Origin of the sequence: Pseudomonas schmalbachii (assembly GCF_017589465.1) — a bacterium.
GTDB lineage: Bacteria > Pseudomonadota > Gammaproteobacteria > Pseudomonadales > Pseudomonadaceae > Pseudomonas > Pseudomonas schmalbachii.
Window position 1 is genome coordinate 56,653 of record NZ_JAELYA010000001.1, and the last position, 19,073, is coordinate 75,725.

Genomic DNA, 19,073 nt, shown 5'->3' on the forward strand with positions numbered 1-19,073 from the left:
CCCACAAAGCCACACCTTGTCGCAACTCAATCCAGGAAAGACGCCATGAGCCGCAATGTCTACGTGATCGGGGTCGGCATGATCCCCTTCGTCAAACCGGGTGCCAGCGCCCCCTATCCGGAAATGGCCTCCACCGCCCTGCGCACCGCGCTGGCCGATGCCGGCGTGGACTACGCCAGGATCGAGCAGGCCTTCGTCGGCTACGTCTACGGCGATTCCACCGCGGGCCAGCGCGCGCTGTACGAAGTCGGCATGACCGGCATCCCGGTGGTCAACGTCAACAACAACTGCTCCACCGGCTCCAGCGCGCTGTTCCTGGCCAACCAGATGGTGCGCAGCGGTGCGGCGGAATGCACCCTGGCGCTGGGCTTCGAGCAGATGAACCCGGGCGCGCTGGGCAGCATGTTCGGCGATCGGCCGAGCCCCTTCGACCGCTTCGACCAGGTCACCGAGGAGCTGGTCGGGAACGCCGAGGTTCCTCTGGCGCTGCGCTACTTCGGCGGCGCCGGCCAGGCGCACATGCAGGAGTTCGGCACCCGCCTGGAAACCTTCGCGAAGATCCGCGCCAAGGCCAGCCGACACGCCGCGCATAACCCGATGGCGCTTTTCCGCAACGTGGTCAGCGCCGAGGACGTGATGAACTCGCCGATGGTCTGGCCGGGCGTGATGACCCGCCTGATGGCCTGCCCGCCGACCTGCGGCGCCGGCGCGGCGATCCTCTGCTCGGAAGAGTTCCTGAAGAAGCACGGCCTGAAGGGCGAGGTGTGCATCAAGGCCCAGGCCATGGTCACCGACACCCCGAAAACCTTCGCTGCGCACGACATGCGCGAAGTGGTCGGCTTCAGCATGGCCCGCACCGCTGCGCAGAAAGTCTACGAGGCGGCCGGCGTCGGTCCGGAAGATATCCAGGTGGTCGAACTGCACGACTGCTTCGCCCAGAACGAGCTGCTCACCTACGAATCCCTGGGCCTCTGCCCGGTTGGCGGGGCGGAACGCTTCGTCGAGGACGGCGACAACACCTACGGCGGCAGATTCGTCACCAACCCGTCCGGCGGCCTGCTCTCCAAGGGCCATCCGCTGGGCGCCACCGGCCTCGCGCAGTGCACCGAACTGGTCCAGCAACTGCGCGGCCAGGCCGGCGCACGCCAGGTGGAAGGCGCGCGTCTGGCCCTGCAACACAACCTGGGACTCGGCGGCGCCTGCGTCGTCACCCTCTACGAAAAAATCTGAGGAACACCGGATGATCGACAAGAAGTGGATCGGCCACGAACTGGCCGCCACCACCATGCTGCTCGAACGTGGCCGCCTGTGCGCCTTCGCCCGCGCCATCGGCGAGACCGAGCCGCAGTTCACCGATCTTGCCGCCGCCAAGGACGCCGGCTACGCCGACCTGCCGGCGCCGCCGAGCTTCCTGTTCGGCGCCGAGCTGGATGCCGGCACCCTCGACACCATGCTGGCGGATCTGGAAATCCCGATCGCCAGGATCCTCCACGGCGAGCAGAGCTTCACCTATCACAAGCCGGTGTGCGCCGGCGAGACGATCACCGTGACGTCGCGCATCGACGACATCTTCGACAAGAAGAACGGCGCCCTGGAATTCCTGGTGAAGACCTCGGAAGTCCGCAACGACACCGACGAGCTGGTCGCCGAGATGCGCTCCGTGCTCGTGGTCCGCAACTGAGGATTCCCGGCCATGAATAATCCACTGCAAGACGTGAAGGTCGGCGACCTGCTGCCGGAGCTGACCCTGCCGGCGATCAACCGCACCACCCTGGCGCTGTTCGGCTGCGCCTCGGGCGACCTCAACCCGATCCACATCGACATCGACTTCGCCCGCAAGGCCGGCATGCCCGACGTGTTCGCCCACGGAATGCTCGGCATGGCCTGGCTCGGCCGCCTGCTGAGCAATTGGGCCCCGCAGAGCCGGCTGCGCAGCTTCGGCGTACGTTTCCAGGGCATCACCCACCTGGGCAACGTCATCACCTGCCGGGGCAGGGTGACCGAGATCGCCGAAGTCAACGGCGAACGCTGCGCCCGGGTCGAGGTGGCCACGGTGAACCAGTACGGCCAGGTCAAGATCGCCGGCGACGCGCTGGTCGCCATTGGCTGATCGCATTTCCCACATTTTCCAGGACTGACAGATGAGCAAGAAACTCGAAGGCAAGGTGGCCCTGATCACCGGTTCCGGCCGTGGCATCGGCCGCGCCATTGCAATGAAATTCGCCGCCGAAGGCGCCCGCGTGGTGGTCAACGACCTCGACGCCGCCCCGGCGCAGGAAGTGGTGGAGGCCATCAAGGCCGCCGGTGGCGAGGCTGTCGCCTGTGTCGGCAGCGTCGCCGCGCCGGACTTCGCCGAGCGCTTCGTCGGCACCGCGGTCGAGCACTACAAGGGCCTCGACATCATCGTCAACAATGCCGGCTACACCTGGGACAACGTGATCCAGAAGATGACCGACGAGCAGTGGTACGCGATGCTCGACGTGCACCTCACCGCGCCGTTCCGCATTCTCCGCGCCGCCCAGCCGGTGATCCGCAACCTGGTCAAGGCCGAGCAGGAAGCCGGCGTGAGCAACGTGCGCAAGGTGGTGAACATTTCCTCCGTCGCCGGGCTGTTCGGCAACGCCGGGCAGGCGAACTATTCCACCGCCAAGGCCGGCATCACCGGCATGACCATGACCCTGGCCAAGGAATGGGGACGCCTGAACACCACCGTCAACTGCGTGGCCTACGGCTTCATCAAGACCCGCCTGACCGAAGCTACCGCCGACGGCAACGCCACCGCCAACATCGAAGGCCGCGAGATCAAGGTCGGCGTCAACCCGGACCTGATGGCCATGGTCGAGCGCAGCATTCCGCTGGGCCGCGCCGGCACTCCGGAAGACGCCGCCGGCTCGGTGTACATGTTCTGCATCCCCGAGTCCGACTACGTCAGCGGCCAGACGCTGATCTGCAGCGGCGGCCTGACCGGCATGTAAGCGACCGCGCCCGCGTTTGCGCGGGCGAACTACAACAACAAGGAAAAGACATGAACGACAAGCGCAGGTGGCTGTCGCGGATGGCCCTGCTCGGCGTTTCGCTGATGGGCCTTTCGGCGACCGCCGGAGCCGCCGACAAACCCAACATCCTGGTGATCTTCGGCGACGATATCGGCCAGACCAATATCAGCGCCTACAGCCATGGTGTACTCGGCTACACGACGCCGAACATCGACCGCATCGCCCGGGAAGGCATGATGTTCACCGACTACTACGGTGAAAACAGCTGCACCGCCGGCCGCTCCACCTTCATCACCGGACAGGCTTCGCTGCGCACCGGCCTGACCAAGGTCGGCATGCCCGGCGCGCCGGTCGGTATCCAGCCGCGCGATATCACCATGGCCACCGCGCTGAAGGCCCAGGGCTACGCCACCGGCCAGTTCGGCAAGAACCACCTGGGCGACCGCAACGAGTTCCTGCCGACCAACCACGGTTTCGACGAGTTCTTCGGCAACCTCTACCACCTGAACGCCGAGGAAGAGCCGCAGCGTCCGTACTGGCCGAAGGACGATCCGGACTTCGTCAAGGCCGCCACGCCGCGCGGGGTGATCCATTCCTACGCCGACGGCCGCATCGAGGACACCGGCGCGCTGACCACCAAGCGCATGGAAACCATCGACGACGAAACCACCGCCGCCGCCCAGGCCTTCATCGAGAAGCAGGCCAAGGCGGACAAGCCGTTCTTCGTCTGGATGAACACCACCCGCATGCACCTGTTCACCCACGTGCGCAAGGAGCATCAGGGCATGAGCGGCATGCCGGGCAACGACTACGCCGACGGTATGCTCGAACACGACGGCGACGTCGGCAAGCTGCTGAAGACGCTGGATGACCTGAAGATCGCCGACAACACCATCGTGGTCTACAGCACCGATAACGGCCCGAACCAGTTCTCCTGGCCGGACGCGGCGACCACGCCGTTCCGCAACGAGAAGAACTCCAACTGGGAAGGCGCCTTCCGCGTGCCGGCGCTGATCCGCTGGCCGGGCCACATCAAGGCGGGCGAAGTCGCCAGGGGGATGTTCTCCGGCCTCGACTGGTTCCCCACGCTGCTGGCGGCGGTGGGCGACACCGACGTCAAGGAGCGCCTGCTCAAGGGCGCCAGCTTCGACGGCAAGACCTACAAGGTGCACCTGGACGGCTACAACCAGCTCGACTACCTGACCGGCAAGTCGAAGGAGAGCGCGCGCAAGGAGTACTACTACTTCAACGACGACGGCGTACTGGTCGCCTCGCGCTTCGGCGACTGGAAGGCGGTGTTCTGCGAACAGCGCGCGCCGGGCGGCCTCGAAGTGTGGAGCGAGCCCTTCACCTGCCTGCGGGTGCCGAAGATCTTCAACCTGCGCATGGACCCGTACGAGCGGGCCGACATCGTCTCCGACCAGTACCACGACTGGCTGCTGAAGAATGCCTACCTGCTTGGCGTGGCGACCATGAAGGCGTCACGGTTCCTGCAGACCTTCGTCGAGTACCCGCCGAGCCAGACCCCGGCGAGCTTCAGCATCGACCAGGTGCGCAAGCGGGTGGACCAGCAGATCGAAGCGAGGATGAAGCAGCAGTGAGGGTAGGGCGCTTTTTGTAGGAGCAACTGTCTTGCATCGTCATGATGCTTCCCCCCTCACCCTAACCCTCTCCCTCAGGGAGAGGGGACTGTCCGGAGTTGCCGGCTGGCATGGTGTACCACCTCACACCGTCGCGCCCCCTCTCCCTCTGGGAGAGGGTTGGGGTGAGGGGATCGCAACGCAGGAGTATCCGTAGCGGGCCATGCCCGCGAAGGAGGTTCCGGCGTCGCCGATATATCGCGCGCATGGCGCGCTCCTACAGCCGCGAAAGATGGGTATCGCAGGCTCAACCCATCCTACGGTGCTGGCACCGACTTCCGGGTAGGGCGGGTGAAACCCGCCATGGCATCCCCGAACTGGCGGGTTGCACCCGCCCTACGGCTGTACCGCGTTTCGTAGGGAGAGGGGGCTATCCGGCATCAAGCGAAACGCTGTACCAACCGTCAACGCCGAACAATCCCCTCTCCCTGGGGAGAGGGTCAGGGTGAGGGGGAAGATGTGGAACCGAGCAACCGCCGCCGCATCTCCCGTGGCGTCATGGCGAACCAGCGGCGGCAGGCGCGGTTGAAGACGCTCTGTTCGCTGTAGCCGAGCAGGCCGGCGACCTGAGCCAGCGGCATGTGGCGTTCGGCCAGGTAGATTTCGGCGCGCGAGCGGCGGGTGCGTTCCAGCAGCTCCTCGAAGCCGCAGCCCTGTTCGGCCAGGCGCCGTTGCAGGACGCGCTCGTGCAGGCCGAGCTGTTCGGCGATCAGCGCGAGGCGGCAGCGCTGGGTCGGCAGCATGCGCAGGATCAGGTTCTCGACCTGCTGCGGCAGGTCGGTGGGCGACTGCGCATCGAACGCGCTGAGGTATTCCAGCAGGACGCGGTGCAGTTGCTGGTCCTGCTGCTCGATGCGCTGGCTGAGGTGTTCCTCGCGCAGGACCAGGGCGTTGTGCGCCTGGCCGGTGTAGACGGTGGTATTGAAGTAGCGGCGGTAACGCGCCGGGGGGAGGGGGCTGACGCCGCTGAGCAGCAGCGACTGGGCGCTGAACTGGCTGCCGCAGAGCAGCTTCATGGTGTTGTGCGACACGCCCATCGCCAGTTCTTCCATCTGCCGGCGCTGCAGCAGGCCGGGCAGGCGGATGTCCACGACGAGTTGCGGGGCTTGCGGCTCGCTGCGGTCGAGCTGCACATCGACGCCCGGGCTGTGGTAGCCGATGAAGCGCGAGATTTCCTCCAGCGCCTGTCCCACCGAGGCCGAGCTGCGGGCGATCAGCGCCACCGGGCCGAGCACCTGCAGGTCCTGGTATTCGGCCATGCGCAGGCCGAAGTCGGGGCAGTCCAGCTCCTGCGCCGCGCACTCCAGCACGGCCACCAGGGAGCGCAGCGGCACCCGCGCGTCCTCCTCGTGGAGCGTTCGCGGGTCTACGCGGAAACGCCGCAGCAATGCCGCCGGGTCGCCGCCGAGCTGGCTCACCAGTTCGGGAAAACCGGTGAAGGAGGTGGTGCGGATCAGGGCCGTCATAGTCGTGATAAGTCAAAAACAAGTCGTCGAAGATCAATAAATCTGCACGCTGCGGGCGAAGAATTCCAGCCCAATGCTCCGTGCCGTCGTTCGAGCCGGTGCCTGTTCCCGTCGCAACCGAGTACAAGAACAATGGAATTCGACTACATCATCGTTGGTGCCGGCTCCGCCGGCTGCGTGCTGGCCAACCGCCTGAGCGCCGATCCGTCGGTCCGCGTCTGCCTGCTGGAGACCGGCCCGGAGGATAAGTCCCCGCTGATCCACACCCCGCTGGGTGTCGCCGCGATCCTGCCGACCAAGCACGTCAACTGGGCCTTCCATACCGTGCCGCAGCCAGGCCTGGGCGGCCGCACGGGCTACCAGCCGCGCGGCAAGACCCTCGGCGGCAGCAGCTCGATCAACGGCATGATCTACATCCGCGGCCACCACAGCGACTACGACGACTGGCACGCGCTGGGCAACCAGGGCTGGTCCTACGCCGACGTGCTGCCGTACTTCCGCAAGAGCGAGAAGCACCACGGCGGCGGCAGCGAATTCCACGGCGGCGACGGCGAGCTGTACGTCGGCAAGGTGCAGGCGCATGCCGCCACCAATGCCTTCATCGAGGCGGCGCGCCAGGCCGGCCACATTCATAACCCGGATTTCAACGGCGCCGAGCAGGAGGGTGTCGGCCAGTACGACGTGACCATCCGCGACGGCCGCCGCTGGAGCACCGCCACCGCGTTCCTCAAGCCGATCCGCGAGCTGCGCGGCAACCTGACCGTAATGACCGGAGCCCGTGCCCAGCGCGTGTTGCTGCAAGGCAAGCGTGCGACCGGCGTGCAGGTATCGATCAAGGGCCAGCGCATGGAACTGAAGGCGCGCAAGGAAGTGCTGCTCAGCGCCGGCGCCTTCGGCAGCCCGCAACTGCTGATGCTTTCCGGCATCGGCGCGGAATCCGAGCTGAAACCCCATGGCATCGCGATGCAGCATGAACTGCCGGGTGTCGGGCAGAACCTGCAGGACCATCCGGACGTGGTGATCTGCTACAAGAGCCACGACACCTCGCTGCTCGGCATCTCCGCTGGCGGCAGCCTGAAGATGGGCAAGGCCTTCGTCGACTACGTACGCCACAAGAACGGGCCGTTCGCCAGCAACTGCGCCGAGAGCGGCGGCTTCCTGAAGACCGACGTCAACCTGTCGCGCCCGGACATCCAGCTGCACGCGGTGATCGGCACCATCGACGACCACGGTCGCAAGCTGCACTGGGGACACGGCTTCAGCTGCCATGTCTGCGTGCTGCGGCCGAAGAGCATCGGCAGCGTCGGCCTGAACTCGGCCGATCCGTTCGCCGCGCCGCGCATCGACCCGAACTTCCTCGGCCATGAAGACGACGTGCGCACCCTGCTCAAGGGCTACCGCATGACGCGGGAAATCCTCGAACAGTCGCCCATGGCGCGCTACGGCCTGAAGGACATCTACAGCGACGGCCTGCATAGCGACGAGCAACTGATCGACGTGCTGCGCCGGCGCACCGACTCGGTCTACCACCCGATCGGCACCTGCAAGATGGGCAACGACGAGATGGCCGTGGTCGACGACCGTCTGCGCGTGCATGGCATCGAGGGCCTGCGGGTGGTCGATGCGTCGATCATGCCGACGCTGGTCGGCGGCAACACCAACGCCCCGTCGATCATGGTCGCCGAGCGCGCCGCCGAGTGGATCGCCTCGGCCTGACGACCGCCGGGACAGCCGTGGCGGCCGGACAGGTCGCCACGGCAATCGCTTCAACAGGAACCCACAAGAAAAAGGCAATGCAATGCCCAGTACCCTGAAGAGTTTCACCATCCTCGCCACTGCCGTGTTCCTGGCCTCCGCCAGCGTATCGGTGATCGCCAACACCGTTCCCGCCAAGCCGGCCACCGAGGCGACCAGGGCCGCCAACGCGTCGGTGCTGAAGAGCCTGCCGTTCGACGACCAGCGCGATTTCGAGGACTCCCGGCGCGGCTTCATCGCCAAGCCCGACGCACTGACCATCAAGGACGCCAATGGCCGGGTGGTCTGGGACATGACCAGCTACGCGAGCTTCATCGGCCCGGACAAGCAGGCGCCGGACACGGTCAACCCCAGCCTGTGGCGCAACGCCCAGCTGAACATGCAGTACGGCCTGTTCAAGGTCACCGACCGCATCTACCAGGTGCGCGGCTACGACCTTTCCAACATCACCTTCATCCAGGGCGACAGCGGCTGGATCGTCTTCGACCCGCTGATCTCGGTCGAGGCGGCGAAAGCCGCACTGGATCTGGCCAACCAGCACCTGGGCAAGCGTCCGGTGGTGGCGGTGCTCTACAGCCACTCCCATGCCGACCATTTCGGCGGCGTGCGCGGCGTGGTCGACGAGGCCGACGTCAAGGCCGGCAAGGTGCGCGTCATCGCTCCCGAAGGTTTCTCCGAGCATGCCATCAGCGAGAACGTCATCGCCGGCAACGCCATGAGCCGCCGCGGCGTCTACATGTTCGGCGCGCTGCTGCCGCGCAACGCGCAGGGCGGAGTCAACGCCGGCCTGGGCCAGACGGTTTCCACCGGCACCGCGACGCTGATCGAGCCGACCGAGTTCGTCCACAGGACGGGCGAAGAGCTGACCATCGACGGCGTGAAGATGGTCTTCCAGATGACTCCCGGCACCGAGGCGCCGGCCGAGATGAACACCTGGTTCCCGCAGTTCAAGGCCATGTGGATGGCGGAGAACACCACCAACACCATGCATAACATCCTCACCCTGCGCGGCGCCCTGGTGCGCGATCCGCTGAAGTGGGCGGGCGGCATCAACGAGACGCTGGAGCTCTACGGCGACGACATCCAGGTCAAGTTCCAGAGCCACCACTGGCCGATGTGGGGGCATGAGCGCGTCGTCGATTACCTGAAGAAGCAGCGCGACCTCTACAAGTACATGCACGACCAGTCGGTGCGCCTGATGAACGAGGGCTACACCGGCGAGGAAATCTCCGAGCAGATCCAGCTGCCGCCGGAACTCGACCATTACTGGCCGAACCGTGGCTACTACGGCACCCTGCGCCACAACTCCCGCGCCATCTACCAGCGCTACATGGGCTGGTACGACGGCAACCCGTCCGACCTGAACAACCTGCCGCCGGAGCCGGCGGCGAAGAAGTACGTCGAGTACATGGGCGGCGAAGAGGCGGTCATGAAGCGCGCGAAGGCCGATTTCGACAAGGGCGAATACCGCTGGGTGGCAGAGGCGCTGAAGCACGTGGTGTTCGCCAATCCGTCCAATGAAGCGGCGAAGCAACTGCTGGCCGATACCTACGAGCAGCTCGGCTACCAGGCCGAATCCGGTCCCTGGCGTTCGGTGTACCTGCAGGGCGCCTACGAGTTGCGCAACGGCCTGCCCAAGGCCGGCGCCACCCGCACCGCCAGCCCGGACATCATCCGCGGCATGACGCCGGAGATGCTCTTCGACTACCTCGCCGTACGCCTGAACGGGCCGAAGGCTGCCGGCAAGACGCTGACCCTGAACATGGCCTTCACCGATCTCGGCAAGCAGTACGCACTGCACCTGGAGAACGGCGTGCTCAACTACTCCAGCAAGCCGGCGGAGAAGGCCGATGCCAGCCTGACGCTGACCAAGACTGCGATGGATGATGTACAACTGGGCAAGGCTACGCTGGAGCAGCAGATCGCCGCCGGCAAGGTGAAGGTCGACGGCCGCAAGGATGCCTTCGGTGAGCTGATGGGCCTGATGGACGACTTCGATTTCTGGTTCAACATCGTCACGCCCTGAAGACCCGCCACGGGGCTGGCCGGAGCCGGCCCCGTGCAGCGCTGGATACGTCCCGAACAATTACAAGAAAGGTTGATCACTCATGCATCTGACCCAAGGCCTGCACACCGCACTGCAACTGAACCCCGAACACCCGGCCACCGTCTACCGTGGCCGCCGCCGCACCTATCGCGAGTCCGCCGAGCGGGTCGCCCGCCTGGCCGCCGGCCTGCGCAGCCTGGGGCTGGGCGAGGGCGAGCGGGTCGCCGTACTGGCGCTGAACTCCGACCATTACCAGGAAGCCATGCTGGCCTGCTGGTGGGCCGGCGCGGTGCTCAATCCGGTGAACATCCGCTGGAGCGCCGCGGAAATCGCCTACTCGCTGGACGACTGCGAAGCCTCGATCCTGATCGTCGACGACCACTACCTGCCGCTGGTCGAGGCCATCGTCGCCGGCATGCGGCAGAAGCCGCAGCTGATCCACGCCGGCGAGGCCGGGACGCCGGCCGGCATGCTGTCCTTCGAAGGGCTGATCGCCGGGTCCGCACCGATGGCCGATACCTTCCGGGGCGGCGAGGCGCTGGCGGTGGTCATGTACACCGGCGGCACCACCGGCCGGCCGAAGGGCGTGATGCTGTCCCACGGCAACCTGCTGTCCGGCGTGCTGATGCGCATGGCCGACCTGCCTCCGGTGGCGGACATGGTCGGGCTGTGCGTGGCGCCGCTGTTCCATATCGCCGGCCTGGCCTCGGCCTATGGGCGGATCATCACCGGCGCGACCAACGTCTTCGTTCCCGTCTTCGATGCGCTGGAAGTGATGGAAACCGTGCAGCGCGAGCGGGCCAACGAAATCCTGCTGGTGCCGACCATGCTGCAGGCGGTGCTCGACCACCCGCGCTTCGCCGAGTTCGACCTGACCTCGCTGCAGCGTGTCCTCTACGGCGCCGCGCCGATCAGCGCCGCGCTGCTGGAAAAGGCGCTGGACAAACTGCCCTGCGCCGGCTTCGTCCACCTCTACGGAATGACCGAGAACGGCGGACAGGTGACCGCCAATCCCCCGCACAACCACGGCGCCGGAAGCCCGCTCAGCCGTTCGGTGGGCAGGCCGACGCTCGGCCAGTGGGTGCGGATCGTCGACGAGCAGGGCAACGAAGTACCGCGCAACACCGTGGGCGAACTGATCTGCAGGGGGCCGTCGGTGATGCAGGGCTACTGGAACCTGCCGGAGGAAACCGCGAAAACCCTGCGCGACGGCTGGCTGTACACCGGCGATGCCGCCTACATGGACGACTCGGGCCATCTGTTCGTGGTCGACCGGGTCAAGGACATGATCATCACCGGCGGCGAGAACGTTTATTCGGTCGAGGTGGAAAACGTCCTCGCCCGTCATCCGGCCATCGCCCTCTGCGCGGTGATCGGTATCCCGCACGACAGCTGGGGCGAGGCCGTGCACGCGGTGGTCACCCTCAAGCCCGGCACGCAGGCCAGCGAGGATGAACTGCGCGCGCACTGCCGCGAATCCATCGCTGCCTACAAGTGCCCGAAAAGCGTGGAGTTCCGCGAAAGCCTGCCGCTCTCCGGGGCCGGCAAGATCCTCAAGCGCGACCTGCGGGCTCCGTTCTGGCAGGAAAAGGGTAGTGCGGTGAACTGAAGGTCGAACGCATGAACATCCCGTCAGCGGCATGCAGCCGTTGACGGGACATGCGGCGCGTCAAGGGCTTGCCCGGATATTTTCATGAATACCGGATCGTTCCTTATCAGATGTATTCTTGAATGCGCGCGTATTTCTTTCTGTCGAGTCGAATTCCGATGGATGGTGGTTTCGGCCAACTTTTCCTGCTGGCCAGGATTTTCCTGAAATTCATGCAAGTCCTTCTGCTGCGGGCTTTTCAAGGGTAATTTTCATGCTTGCCGAAGGCCTGCGAGAAAAGAAAAATAGCTTTCCCCTGAAAAACCTGTATTATCGTTCCTGCTGCGTTGCGGTTTATTCCGCGAGCCTGGTTTGATGTATGTTGTACTTTCATCTCCTCGGTTTCTCTTCAAATATTTCGCGTCTCAGCTTGCATAGATCAATTTCGATCTATTTCTATATCCTTGGAGATTAAATATGACTACTCGTCAAACTGGCACCGTCAAATGGTTCAACGATGAAAAAGGCTTCGGCTTCATCACCCCGGAACAAGGCGCCGATGTATTCGTTCACTACCGTGCGATTGAAAGCACCGGCTTCAAGTCCCTGAGCGAAGGGCAGTCGGTGACCTTCCTCGTAGTGAAGGGTCAGAAAGGGCTGCAGGCCGAACAGGTCCAGGTGGTCTGAATTCTGCAGAAAAAGCCCCGTGAATCGGGGCTTTTTTTCGTCATGATCCCTTCACAAGACCTTCCAGCCAGGCACCTGGCACAGGCCAGCGCAATGAACAGAATCAGCTTCGATCAGATCGCCACCGTCGATCTGGCGGGGGTTACCCATATCCTGGCAGTCAGCCGGGGCGGGTTGTCGAATGAGGGAACCCTGATATGGGAATCCCGCCGCTCCTCCACTTTCCATGGCTTCTCTTCGGCAATCGACGATGCCTTGGTGAGTACCCTGCTTGTCGAGGTCGAGGAACTGGACGATCCACAGGTCATCCAGGATATCCAGGACGCCCTCATGAACAAGGACACCTTGCGCGGCTCGGACCGCTATGGATTCAAGAGCGCTCATTGAGCAGACTCTTGTTTGCGCCATTTCAAGGTGGCTTAGTTTCGCAATGCCGGATACGTCAAGTTGGTCCTGGCAATGTACGTCACAAGATTAGTGATATAGCCGATAAGCCCCCTGATTTACTGGCGGGCACAAGAGATATCGAATAAATATCCATTCGGTATTTTCAGGGAGAAAGTTAATTTCTCTCCTAGCTTTTCATATATTTCCCATCTTCCCGATCATCCCGCTCATTGCCGGTCACTATTGACGTCGATGAATAGTGATATTGGCGCATCCATCTTCCATGGTTCCCTCCTGATAGTTTCTCTCGCAATTCCTGTCTGACTGAATAGTCCGTTTGCCTATTTCGTTTCCCGTCGTGCCTCAGCCGGGTACGCTCGCCGGCCGCGTCGTCTGTTCGACCTGTTCCTCGAACCAGTTCAATACCGCCTGGCACGCCGGATGCGTCACGCCGCTGTCGCGTAGCCAGAGCGCATAGACGCCTCCCGTTCTCAGCGCCTCGCCGAAGGGCACGATCAGGTCGCCGCGTGCCAGCGCATCGTGGGCCAGGACCTTGTCGGTCATCGCCACGCCCAGGCCACGGGCAGCGGCATCCAGCGCGAGATCGTCGAGGTTGAACAGGAGGTGCTTGTAGCTGCGCTCGGTCTGGTCCTGCTGCGCCTGCAGCCAGAGCGTCCACTCATGGCGTCCGGTGGAGCCGTGGATCAGGGCGTGTCCGGCGAGTTCATCGAGCGAGCGCGGCGGCGCCAGGCCGCCGCTGAGTTCGGGGGCGCAGACGGGAATCAGGTATTCGTCGAACAGCGGGGTGAGCGGCCGTTCGTCCAGTCCGCCGGGCAGGTACAGCACGTAGGCGTCGCAGTCACCGCCGGTGTCCACCGTCTCGCCGCTGACGGTCTCGATGGACAGGCACAGGCCGGGGTTGATGGCATAGAACGAACTCAGCCTGGGCAGCAGCCAGCGCACCGCCAGCGACACGAAGATGCGGATGCGGAAGGGCCGATCCTGAGGCGGTGGCGCCAGGCGCAGTTCGAGTGCGCGCAGCGACTTCAACATCTCCTGCGCGACCTGGTACACCTCCCGTCCGTGCGCGGTCAGCGCGACCTTGCGGCTGGTGCGGTCGAACAGCACGGTCTGGTAGTGCTCTTCGAGCTGCTGCACCTGCCGGCTGATGGCGCTCTGGGTCAGGTGCAGCTGCCGGGCGGCTTCGGTGAAGCTGCTGGTATCGGCGACCCGGACAAGGGCCTGCAGAGCCTGCATCGAAGGAACGCGGAATAATTTATCCATGCGAATCCAGAATGGATGGATGATTTTTTAACGTTAGAACCCAGCCATGCATGCCCGTAGATTAAAGCCATGCGGCGCATTCATGGGGTTATTGCCAATAACTCCTGCGCATTGATTGTGAGGGAGTGACAGGCAATGAACAACCACTGTGGCTGGATCGCCCTGGCCGGCGAATCCCCGGTACGGCCGCGGCTCGAAGGCACCCACAAGGCCGACTGGCTGATCATCGGCGGCGGCATCACCGGCCTTTCGGCGGCGCACACTCTGGTGAGCCGGTTCCCGTCGCAGCGCATCGTGTTGCTCGACCGCCAGCGCGTCGCCCAGGGCGCCTCCGCGCGCAACTCGGGCTTCGTGGTGAGCCACGAATTGCCTGCGGCCGGCGAACTGATCGGCACGGACGGGTTCTCCGCCTACCAGGTGGCTTCCCGCATCGGCGTTGCGGCTGGCAACGAGGTGCGCCGGCGGATCGCCGAACTGGATATCGCCTGCGAACTCAGCGACGACGGCTACCACTTCGCGGTGCACGAGCCTGCGCACCTGGAGCATGTGGAAAAAGCCATCGAAACACTGGCCGCAGTTGGCGCAAAGGCTCGCTACTTCGAGGGGAGTGCCCTTGAGCAACGCCTCGGCACGGCCTTCTACCGCCGGGCGATTCATTGCGCGGGGGGCAACGGGCTGCTGCAGCCGGCGCGCTACGTCAAAGGCCTGGCCGACAGCCTGCCGGAGCAGGTGGACGTATACGAAAACAGCGCGGTGACGGCGCTACGGCGCATGTCGGGCAAGGGCTGGAAAGCGACCACCGCCGAGGGCGAGGTGGAGGCCGCGCAGGTCCTGCTCTGCGTCGGCGCCTTCCTGCCGCGCGTGGGGTTGCATCGCAGCGGCACGTTCCCGCTGGAACTGAGCGCCAGCATCACCCGCCCGCTGACGGAAAAGCATTGGCAGTCGCTGTTCGACGAGCAGGGCTGGGGCGTGCTCTCGACCCTGCCAGGCGGCTGCACGCTGCGCCTGCTGCCGGGGCGCCGCCTGATGATTCGCAACACGGTCGAGTACCGCCAGCGCGACCTCGACGCCAGCGAGCTGGCCGTGCGCCAACGCGAGCATCTTGTCGGACTGCAGAAACGCTTCCCCGGCATCCAGGCGCAAGACCTCGAATACACCTGGACCGGCCACCTGAGCGGCACCCGCTCCGGCGAGCCGTATTTCGCCAGGGTCAACGACGGGCTGCATGCGGTGGCCGGCTGCAACGGCTCCGGCGTCGCGCGCGGCACCCTGTGGGGCCGTCTGCTGGTCGAGTTGGCGATCGGCGCGGACTCGCCCCTGCTCAGCGATGTACTCGGTCAGGCCACGCCAGGCTACCTCCCGCCCAGACCTTTCTTCGATGTCGGCGCCAGCGTGCGCATGGCCTGGGAAGTCTGGCGGGCAAGAAACGAGCGTTGAAAACCCCGGCGCATACGCCGCAGCTAAAACAAGAGAGGAACCCGATGATCAAGCGCACCTGCGAGGCACTGTTCGCAACGACACTGCTTTCGACGGCATTGCTGGCCGGTACGGCCCATGCGGCGGAAACGGTCAACATCGCCAACTGGAGCGGCTATATCGCCGACGACACCCTGGCCGAGTTCACCCGCCGCACCGGCATCCAGACCACCTACGACCTCGTCGACAGCAACGAAACCACCGAAGCCAAGCTGATGACCGGCGGCAGCGGCTACGACCTGGCCAGCCCGTCCAACCACTTCCTGCCGCGCCTGATCAAGGCCGGGGCCATCCAGGAACTGGACCGGAGCAAGCTGCCCAACTGGAACAACCTCGATCCCAAGCTGATGAAGATCCTCGAGGCCAGCGACCCGGGCAATCGCTACGCGATTCCCTACATGTGGGTGACGGTGGGCATCGGCTACAACGCCGACAAGGTCAAGGCCATCTTCGGCAACACCGACGTGACCCAGTCCTGGCAGCTGCTGTTCGCTCCGGAAAACATCAAGAAGCTCAGCCAGTGCGGCGTGGCGTTCCTCGACAACCCGACGCAGATCGTCTCCATCACCCTCAAGACCCTCGGCCTGGACCCGCACAGCCAGGACCCGGCCGACCTGAAGAAGGCCGAAGCGGCGCTCCTGGCCATCCGCCCCTACATCCGCTACTTCCACCAGTCGAAGTACGTCAGCGACCTGGCCAACGGCAACATCTGCGTCGCCATCGGTTTCAGCGGCGACGTGCTGCAGGCCATGAGCAGCGCGCACCAGGCGGGGAACGGCGTGAACCTGGGCTACAGCATCCCGCGCGAAGGCTCCACGGTGGCAGTGGACATGGTGGTGATACCGAAGGGCGCGCCGCATCTGGACAACGCCTATGCCTACATGAACTACCTGCTGGAACCCAAGGTGATCGCCAACATCAGCAATGCCGTGAAGTACCCCAACGGCAACGCCGAAGCGCTGGCCTATGTCGACCCGGATCTGCGCAGCAATCCGGCGGTCTACCCGCCGCAGTCGGTGCTCGACACCCTGTTCCCGATCCAGACCCTGTCGCCGGCCGGCATGCGCCTGAGCACACGACTGTGGACGCGCGTGACCACCGGCAAGTGAGAGGATGGTCAACTGGCTGGATAGCCTGGTAGCCAACTGGTGGAAAACGCTTCGCGGTTTTCCACCCTACCGGAAGCATGGCCTGGCGTAGGGTGGACAACGCTCTGCTTGTCCACCGTCCTCATTCACCTCGAAAACCTTCTCCGATAATCCCTCGGCGAAATCGCCAGGTGCCGCTGGAAGGTGGCGCGCATGCGTTCCTCGTCGCCGAAGCCGCACTGGCGGGCGATCTGGTCGATGTTGCGATTGGAGGATTCCAGCAGGCGTCGGGCGGCTTCCAGGCGGAAGACTTCGACGGCCTTGGCGGGGGAGCGGCCGGTCTTCTGCTTGTACATGCGGGAGAAGTTCCGCGTGCTCATGTGGCAACGCTCGGCCAGGATTTCGACGCCGAGGTTGGGAGCGTCGAGGTTGTCGGCGAGCCAGCGGTGCAGCTCGTCGAAGGCTTCGGTGTCCCCGCTCTGGGCCTGCAGCAGTTCGCTGAACTGCGCCTGGCCGCCCGGACGCTTGAGGAACACCACCAGCTCCCGCGCGACCTGCATCGCCACGTCGCGGCCGCAATCGGCTTCCACCAGGGCCAGGGCGAGATCGATGCCGGCGCTGACGCCGGCGGAAGTCCAGACGGCATCCTGCCGCACGAAGATGGCGTCGTTGTCCACCTCAATCGACGGGAAACGCTTGCTCAGCATCTCGCACATCGCCCAGTGGGTGGCGGCGCGCTTGCCTTCCAGCAGCCCGGCTTCGGCCAGCAGGAAGGTGCCGCTGCAGACGGAGGCGGTGCGGCGGACCTGCCGGGAGCCGCTGGCGATCCACTCGATCAGTTCCCCCGACTCGGCAACCGCCCGTTCGATCTCCGGCGCACCGGGCACGATCAGCGTGTCGATCTCGCAGCCGGCCAGGCTCGCCAGCGGTTCGGTATCCACGACCAGTCCCTCGGCGGTGGTCACCAGTCCGCCAGTCAGGCTGGCGGTGCGCCGCTCGTAGCCGGGCAGGTCGCGCTCGTGCATGGCCTTGGTCGCGGCCCAGAACACCGTCTGTGCGCCGGTCAGGTCGAGCAGGCCCATCTGCGGGTACGCGACGAACAGGATGGTGCGCGGATGTCGTGGCCTGAATTCAGGGGTATCTGTCATTTGCGCCGAATCGCTTCTTTCCTAGGATGGCCCCTCAAACGATACGCCCAAAGCGAGGTGGCGAAAGATGAAACAGGAAATCCTGATTGTCGGCGGCGGTTTTGCCGGGGTTTGGAGCGCGCTGAGCGCCATGCGCCTGCTCGACCTGCATGGGCGTACGGACATCGCCGTGACGCTGCTTGCGCCCAAGCCGGAGCTGCATATCCGCCCGCGTTTCTACGAGCCCAACGTGCACACCATGAGCGCGCCGCTGCGCGATCTGTTCGGTGCGGTGGGGATCAATTTCGTGCAGGGTGTGGCGGAACGGATCGACTCGCATGGGCAGCAAGTCACCTATCGGGACAACTCCGGCGAAGAGGCTTCGCTGGTCTACGACCGCCTGGTGCTGGCCACCGGCAGCCAGCTGTTCAGGCCGCCGCTGGCGGGCGTGGTGGAGCATGCCTTCGACGTCGACGGCATCGAGGAGGCGACTCGCCTGGAACGGCATATCGAGGGACTGGCCCAGCAGCCTGAATCAGCTGCACGCAACACAGTGGTAGTGGCCGGAGGCGGCTTCACCGGCATCGAAACGGCCACCGAAATGCCAGCCCGGCTGCGGGCCGTGCTGGGCGATGACGCGCCGATCCGGGTGATCGTGGTCGACAGGGCAGAGCGGATCGGCGCCGCGCTGGGCGACGGTATCCGCCCGGCCATCGTCGAGGCCTCCCGCGAACTGGGCATCGAATGGCGTCTCGGCACTTCGGTGGCCTCGGTCAATGCCGGCGGCGTGGAACTGGCCGACGGCGAACGCATCGAGGCGAATACCGTGATCTGGACCGTAGGCTTCCGCGCCAGCGGGCTGACCGAACAGATCGCCGCACCGCGCGACGGGCAGGGGCGCCTGCAGGTGGACCCGTACCTCAAGGTCAGCGGACAGCCGGATATCTTCGCCGCCGGCGACACCGCACGCGCGGCGACGGACGATCGCGGCAACTTCACGGTGATGTCCTGCCAGCACGCGATCGCCCTCGGCCGCTACGCCGGCAACAACGCCGCCGCCGATCTCATTGGCGTGGCGCCGACGGTGTACAGCCAGCCCAAGTACGTGACCTGCCTCGACCTCGGCAGCTGGGGCGCGGTGTTCACCGAGGGCTGGGACCGCCAGGTGAAGCTGATCGGCGCCGAGGCCAAGGAGCTGAAGCGGCAGATCAACACCCAGTGGATCTATCCCCCGGTGGCGGACCGCGAGGTCGCCCTGGCGGCTGCCGATCCGGCGAACCCGGTGGCCTGAGCACCCCCGGTCGCTTGCGGAGTTACCGGCAACCGCCCGGCCAGCCGGCCTGTTGCAACGCCACGGTCAGTGTCCTGACATCCAGCCTGTGCACGCGGTTGCCGTTGCCTGAGGTCGTGTCGGCGGCAAGGAGGGCATTGATGATGGCTTCTTCCACGGCCTCGGCGGCGAGGCCTTCCCCTGTAGGAGCCAGCTTGCTGGCGATCCGGAGTCATCCACAACGCCTGTGCGGCCGGCAAGC

General features: G+C 65.1%; 16 protein-coding genes and 1 pseudogene. 13 read left to right on the plus strand and 4 right to left on the minus strand.

Annotated elements, in window-relative coordinates; translation table 11 throughout:
- Positions 1-45: 45 nt before the first annotated feature.
- Genes JFY56_RS00280 through JFY56_RS00300 form a run of 5 tightly spaced genes read left to right on the plus strand, consistent with a single transcriptional unit; the run spans position 46 to position 4,597 of the window.
- Positions 46-1,230, plus strand: a complete 1,185-nt coding sequence (locus tag JFY56_RS00280; protein WP_208311492.1) for a lipid-transfer protein — start codon at positions 46-48, stop codon at positions 1,228-1,230.
- Positions 1,231-1,240: 10 nt separating this feature from the next.
- Positions 1,241-1,681, plus strand: a complete 441-nt coding sequence (locus JFY56_RS00285) for a MaoC family dehydratase N-terminal domain-containing protein (RefSeq protein ID WP_208311493.1) — start codon at positions 1,241-1,243, stop codon at positions 1,679-1,681.
- A gap of 12 nt (positions 1,682-1,693) precedes the next feature.
- Positions 1,694-2,110, plus strand: coding sequence for a MaoC family dehydratase (locus JFY56_RS00290; protein WP_208311494.1), 417 nt, complete (start codon positions 1,694-1,696; stop codon positions 2,108-2,110).
- A 31-nt stretch (positions 2,111-2,141) separates the two neighbouring features.
- A complete protein-coding gene (locus JFY56_RS00295) occupies positions 2,142-2,975 on the plus strand; it encodes an SDR family NAD(P)-dependent oxidoreductase (RefSeq protein ID WP_208311495.1) in 834 nt (277 codons plus the stop codon).
- A gap of 50 nt (positions 2,976-3,025) precedes the next feature.
- Positions 3,026-4,597, plus strand: a complete 1,572-nt coding sequence (locus JFY56_RS00300; RefSeq protein ID WP_208311496.1) for an arylsulfatase — start codon at positions 3,026-3,028, stop codon at positions 4,595-4,597.
- A gap of 479 nt (positions 4,598-5,076) precedes the next feature.
- Here JFY56_RS00300 and JFY56_RS00305 read toward each other — a convergent pair whose 3' ends face one another.
- The gene (locus JFY56_RS00305) at positions 5,077-6,102 is read right to left on the minus strand and encodes an AraC family transcriptional regulator (RefSeq protein ID WP_208311497.1); all 1,026 of its coding nucleotides are present in this window, start codon (positions 6,100-6,102) and stop codon (positions 5,077-5,079) included.
- Between the two features lie 132 nt (positions 6,103-6,234).
- Here JFY56_RS00305 and JFY56_RS00310 point away from each other — a divergent pair, with 132 nt between their 5' ends.
- The 5 genes from JFY56_RS00310 (at position 6,235) to JFY56_RS00330 (ending at position 12,566) form a co-directional block, all read left to right on the plus strand.
- Positions 6,235-7,818 (plus strand): GMC family oxidoreductase, encoded by a 1,584-nt coding sequence (locus tag JFY56_RS00310; RefSeq protein ID WP_208311498.1) that lies wholly within the window; start codon positions 6,235-6,237, stop codon positions 7,816-7,818.
- Positions 7,819-7,900: 82 nt separating this feature from the next.
- Positions 7,901-9,883 (plus strand): alkyl/aryl-sulfatase, encoded by a 1,983-nt coding sequence (locus JFY56_RS00315; RefSeq protein WP_208311499.1) that lies wholly within the window; start codon positions 7,901-7,903, stop codon positions 9,881-9,883.
- 82 nt (positions 9,884-9,965) lie between these two features.
- Positions 9,966-11,513, plus strand: a complete 1,548-nt coding sequence (locus JFY56_RS00320) for a class I adenylate-forming enzyme family protein (protein ID WP_208311500.1) — start codon at positions 9,966-9,968, stop codon at positions 11,511-11,513.
- A gap of 456 nt (positions 11,514-11,969) precedes the next feature.
- Positions 11,970-12,179, plus strand: a complete 210-nt coding sequence (locus JFY56_RS00325; protein WP_208311501.1) for a cold-shock protein — start codon at positions 11,970-11,972, stop codon at positions 12,177-12,179.
- 93 nt (positions 12,180-12,272) lie between these two features.
- A complete protein-coding gene (locus JFY56_RS00330; RefSeq protein ID WP_208311502.1) occupies positions 12,273-12,566 on the plus strand; it encodes a hypothetical protein in 294 nt (97 codons plus the stop codon).
- 363 nt (positions 12,567-12,929) lie between these two features.
- Here the strand turns inward: JFY56_RS00330 and JFY56_RS00335 are convergent, their stop codons facing one another.
- The gene (locus tag JFY56_RS00335; RefSeq protein WP_208311503.1) at positions 12,930-13,850 is read right to left on the minus strand and encodes a LysR substrate-binding domain-containing protein; all 921 of its coding nucleotides are present in this window, start codon (positions 13,848-13,850) and stop codon (positions 12,930-12,932) included.
- 135 nt (positions 13,851-13,985) lie between these two features.
- On the opposite strand from JFY56_RS00335, the gene JFY56_RS00340 reads away from it, so the two are divergent.
- A complete protein-coding gene (locus JFY56_RS00340; RefSeq protein ID WP_208311504.1) occupies positions 13,986-15,287 on the plus strand; it encodes an NAD(P)/FAD-dependent oxidoreductase in 1,302 nt (433 codons plus the stop codon).
- A gap of 44 nt (positions 15,288-15,331) precedes the next feature.
- Positions 15,332-16,435, plus strand: coding sequence for a polyamine ABC transporter substrate-binding protein (locus JFY56_RS00345; RefSeq protein WP_208311505.1), 1,104 nt, complete (start codon positions 15,332-15,334; stop codon positions 16,433-16,435).
- A 125-nt stretch (positions 16,436-16,560) separates the two neighbouring features.
- Here JFY56_RS00345 and JFY56_RS00350 read toward each other — a convergent pair whose 3' ends face one another.
- Positions 16,561-17,562: a GlxA family transcriptional regulator gene (locus JFY56_RS00350; RefSeq protein WP_208311506.1), complete on the minus strand. Its 1,002-nt coding sequence runs from the start codon at positions 17,560-17,562 to the stop codon at positions 16,561-16,563.
- Between the two features lie 67 nt (positions 17,563-17,629).
- Between JFY56_RS00350 and JFY56_RS00355 the strand changes: the two genes are divergently transcribed.
- Positions 17,630-18,832 (plus strand): NAD(P)/FAD-dependent oxidoreductase, encoded by a 1,203-nt coding sequence (locus tag JFY56_RS00355; RefSeq protein WP_208311507.1) that lies wholly within the window; start codon positions 17,630-17,632, stop codon positions 18,830-18,832.
- A 22-nt stretch (positions 18,833-18,854) separates the two neighbouring features.
- Here the strand turns inward: JFY56_RS00355 and JFY56_RS00360 are convergent.
- Positions 18,855-19,001, minus strand: a pseudogene (locus JFY56_RS00360) (P1 family peptidase); the annotation flags it as partial.
- Positions 19,002-19,073 lie beyond the last annotated feature (72 nt).

Excerpts from the sequence above, each read along its gene's own strand:
- JFY56_RS00280 (WP_208311492.1), top strand. The coding sequence starts at position 46 with ATGAGCCGCAATGTCTACGTGATCGGGGTCGGCATGATCCCCTTCGTC.
- JFY56_RS00285 (WP_208311493.1), top strand. The coding sequence starts at position 1,241 with ATGATCGACAAGAAGTGGATCGGCCACGAACTGGCCGCCACCACCATG.
- JFY56_RS00290 (WP_208311494.1), top strand. The coding sequence starts at position 1,694 with ATGAATAATCCACTGCAAGACGTGAAGGTCGGCGACCTGCTGCCGGAG.
- JFY56_RS00295 (WP_208311495.1), top strand. The coding sequence starts at position 2,142 with ATGAGCAAGAAACTCGAAGGCAAGGTGGCCCTGATCACCGGTTCCGGC.
- JFY56_RS00300 (WP_208311496.1), top strand. The coding sequence starts at position 3,026 with ATGAACGACAAGCGCAGGTGGCTGTCGCGGATGGCCCTGCTCGGCGTT.
- JFY56_RS00305 (WP_208311497.1), bottom strand. The coding sequence starts at position 6,102 with ATGACGGCCCTGATCCGCACCACCTCCTTCACCGGTTTTCCCGAACTG.
- JFY56_RS00310 (WP_208311498.1), top strand. The coding sequence starts at position 6,235 with ATGGAATTCGACTACATCATCGTTGGTGCCGGCTCCGCCGGCTGCGTG.
- JFY56_RS00315 (WP_208311499.1), top strand. The coding sequence starts at position 7,901 with ATGCCCAGTACCCTGAAGAGTTTCACCATCCTCGCCACTGCCGTGTTC.
- JFY56_RS00320 (WP_208311500.1), top strand. The coding sequence starts at position 9,966 with ATGCATCTGACCCAAGGCCTGCACACCGCACTGCAACTGAACCCCGAA.
- JFY56_RS00325 (WP_208311501.1), top strand. The coding sequence starts at position 11,970 with ATGACTACTCGTCAAACTGGCACCGTCAAATGGTTCAACGATGAAAAA.
- JFY56_RS00330 (WP_208311502.1), top strand. The coding sequence starts at position 12,273 with ATGAACAGAATCAGCTTCGATCAGATCGCCACCGTCGATCTGGCGGGG.
- JFY56_RS00335 (WP_208311503.1), bottom strand. The coding sequence starts at position 13,850 with ATGGATAAATTATTCCGCGTTCCTTCGATGCAGGCTCTGCAGGCCCTT.
- JFY56_RS00340 (WP_208311504.1), top strand. The coding sequence starts at position 13,986 with ATGAACAACCACTGTGGCTGGATCGCCCTGGCCGGCGAATCCCCGGTA.
- JFY56_RS00345 (WP_208311505.1), top strand. The coding sequence starts at position 15,332 with ATGATCAAGCGCACCTGCGAGGCACTGTTCGCAACGACACTGCTTTCG.
- JFY56_RS00350 (WP_208311506.1), bottom strand. The coding sequence starts at position 17,562 with ATGACAGATACCCCTGAATTCAGGCCACGACATCCGCGCACCATCCTG.
- JFY56_RS00355 (WP_208311507.1), top strand. The coding sequence starts at position 17,630 with ATGAAACAGGAAATCCTGATTGTCGGCGGCGGTTTTGCCGGGGTTTGG.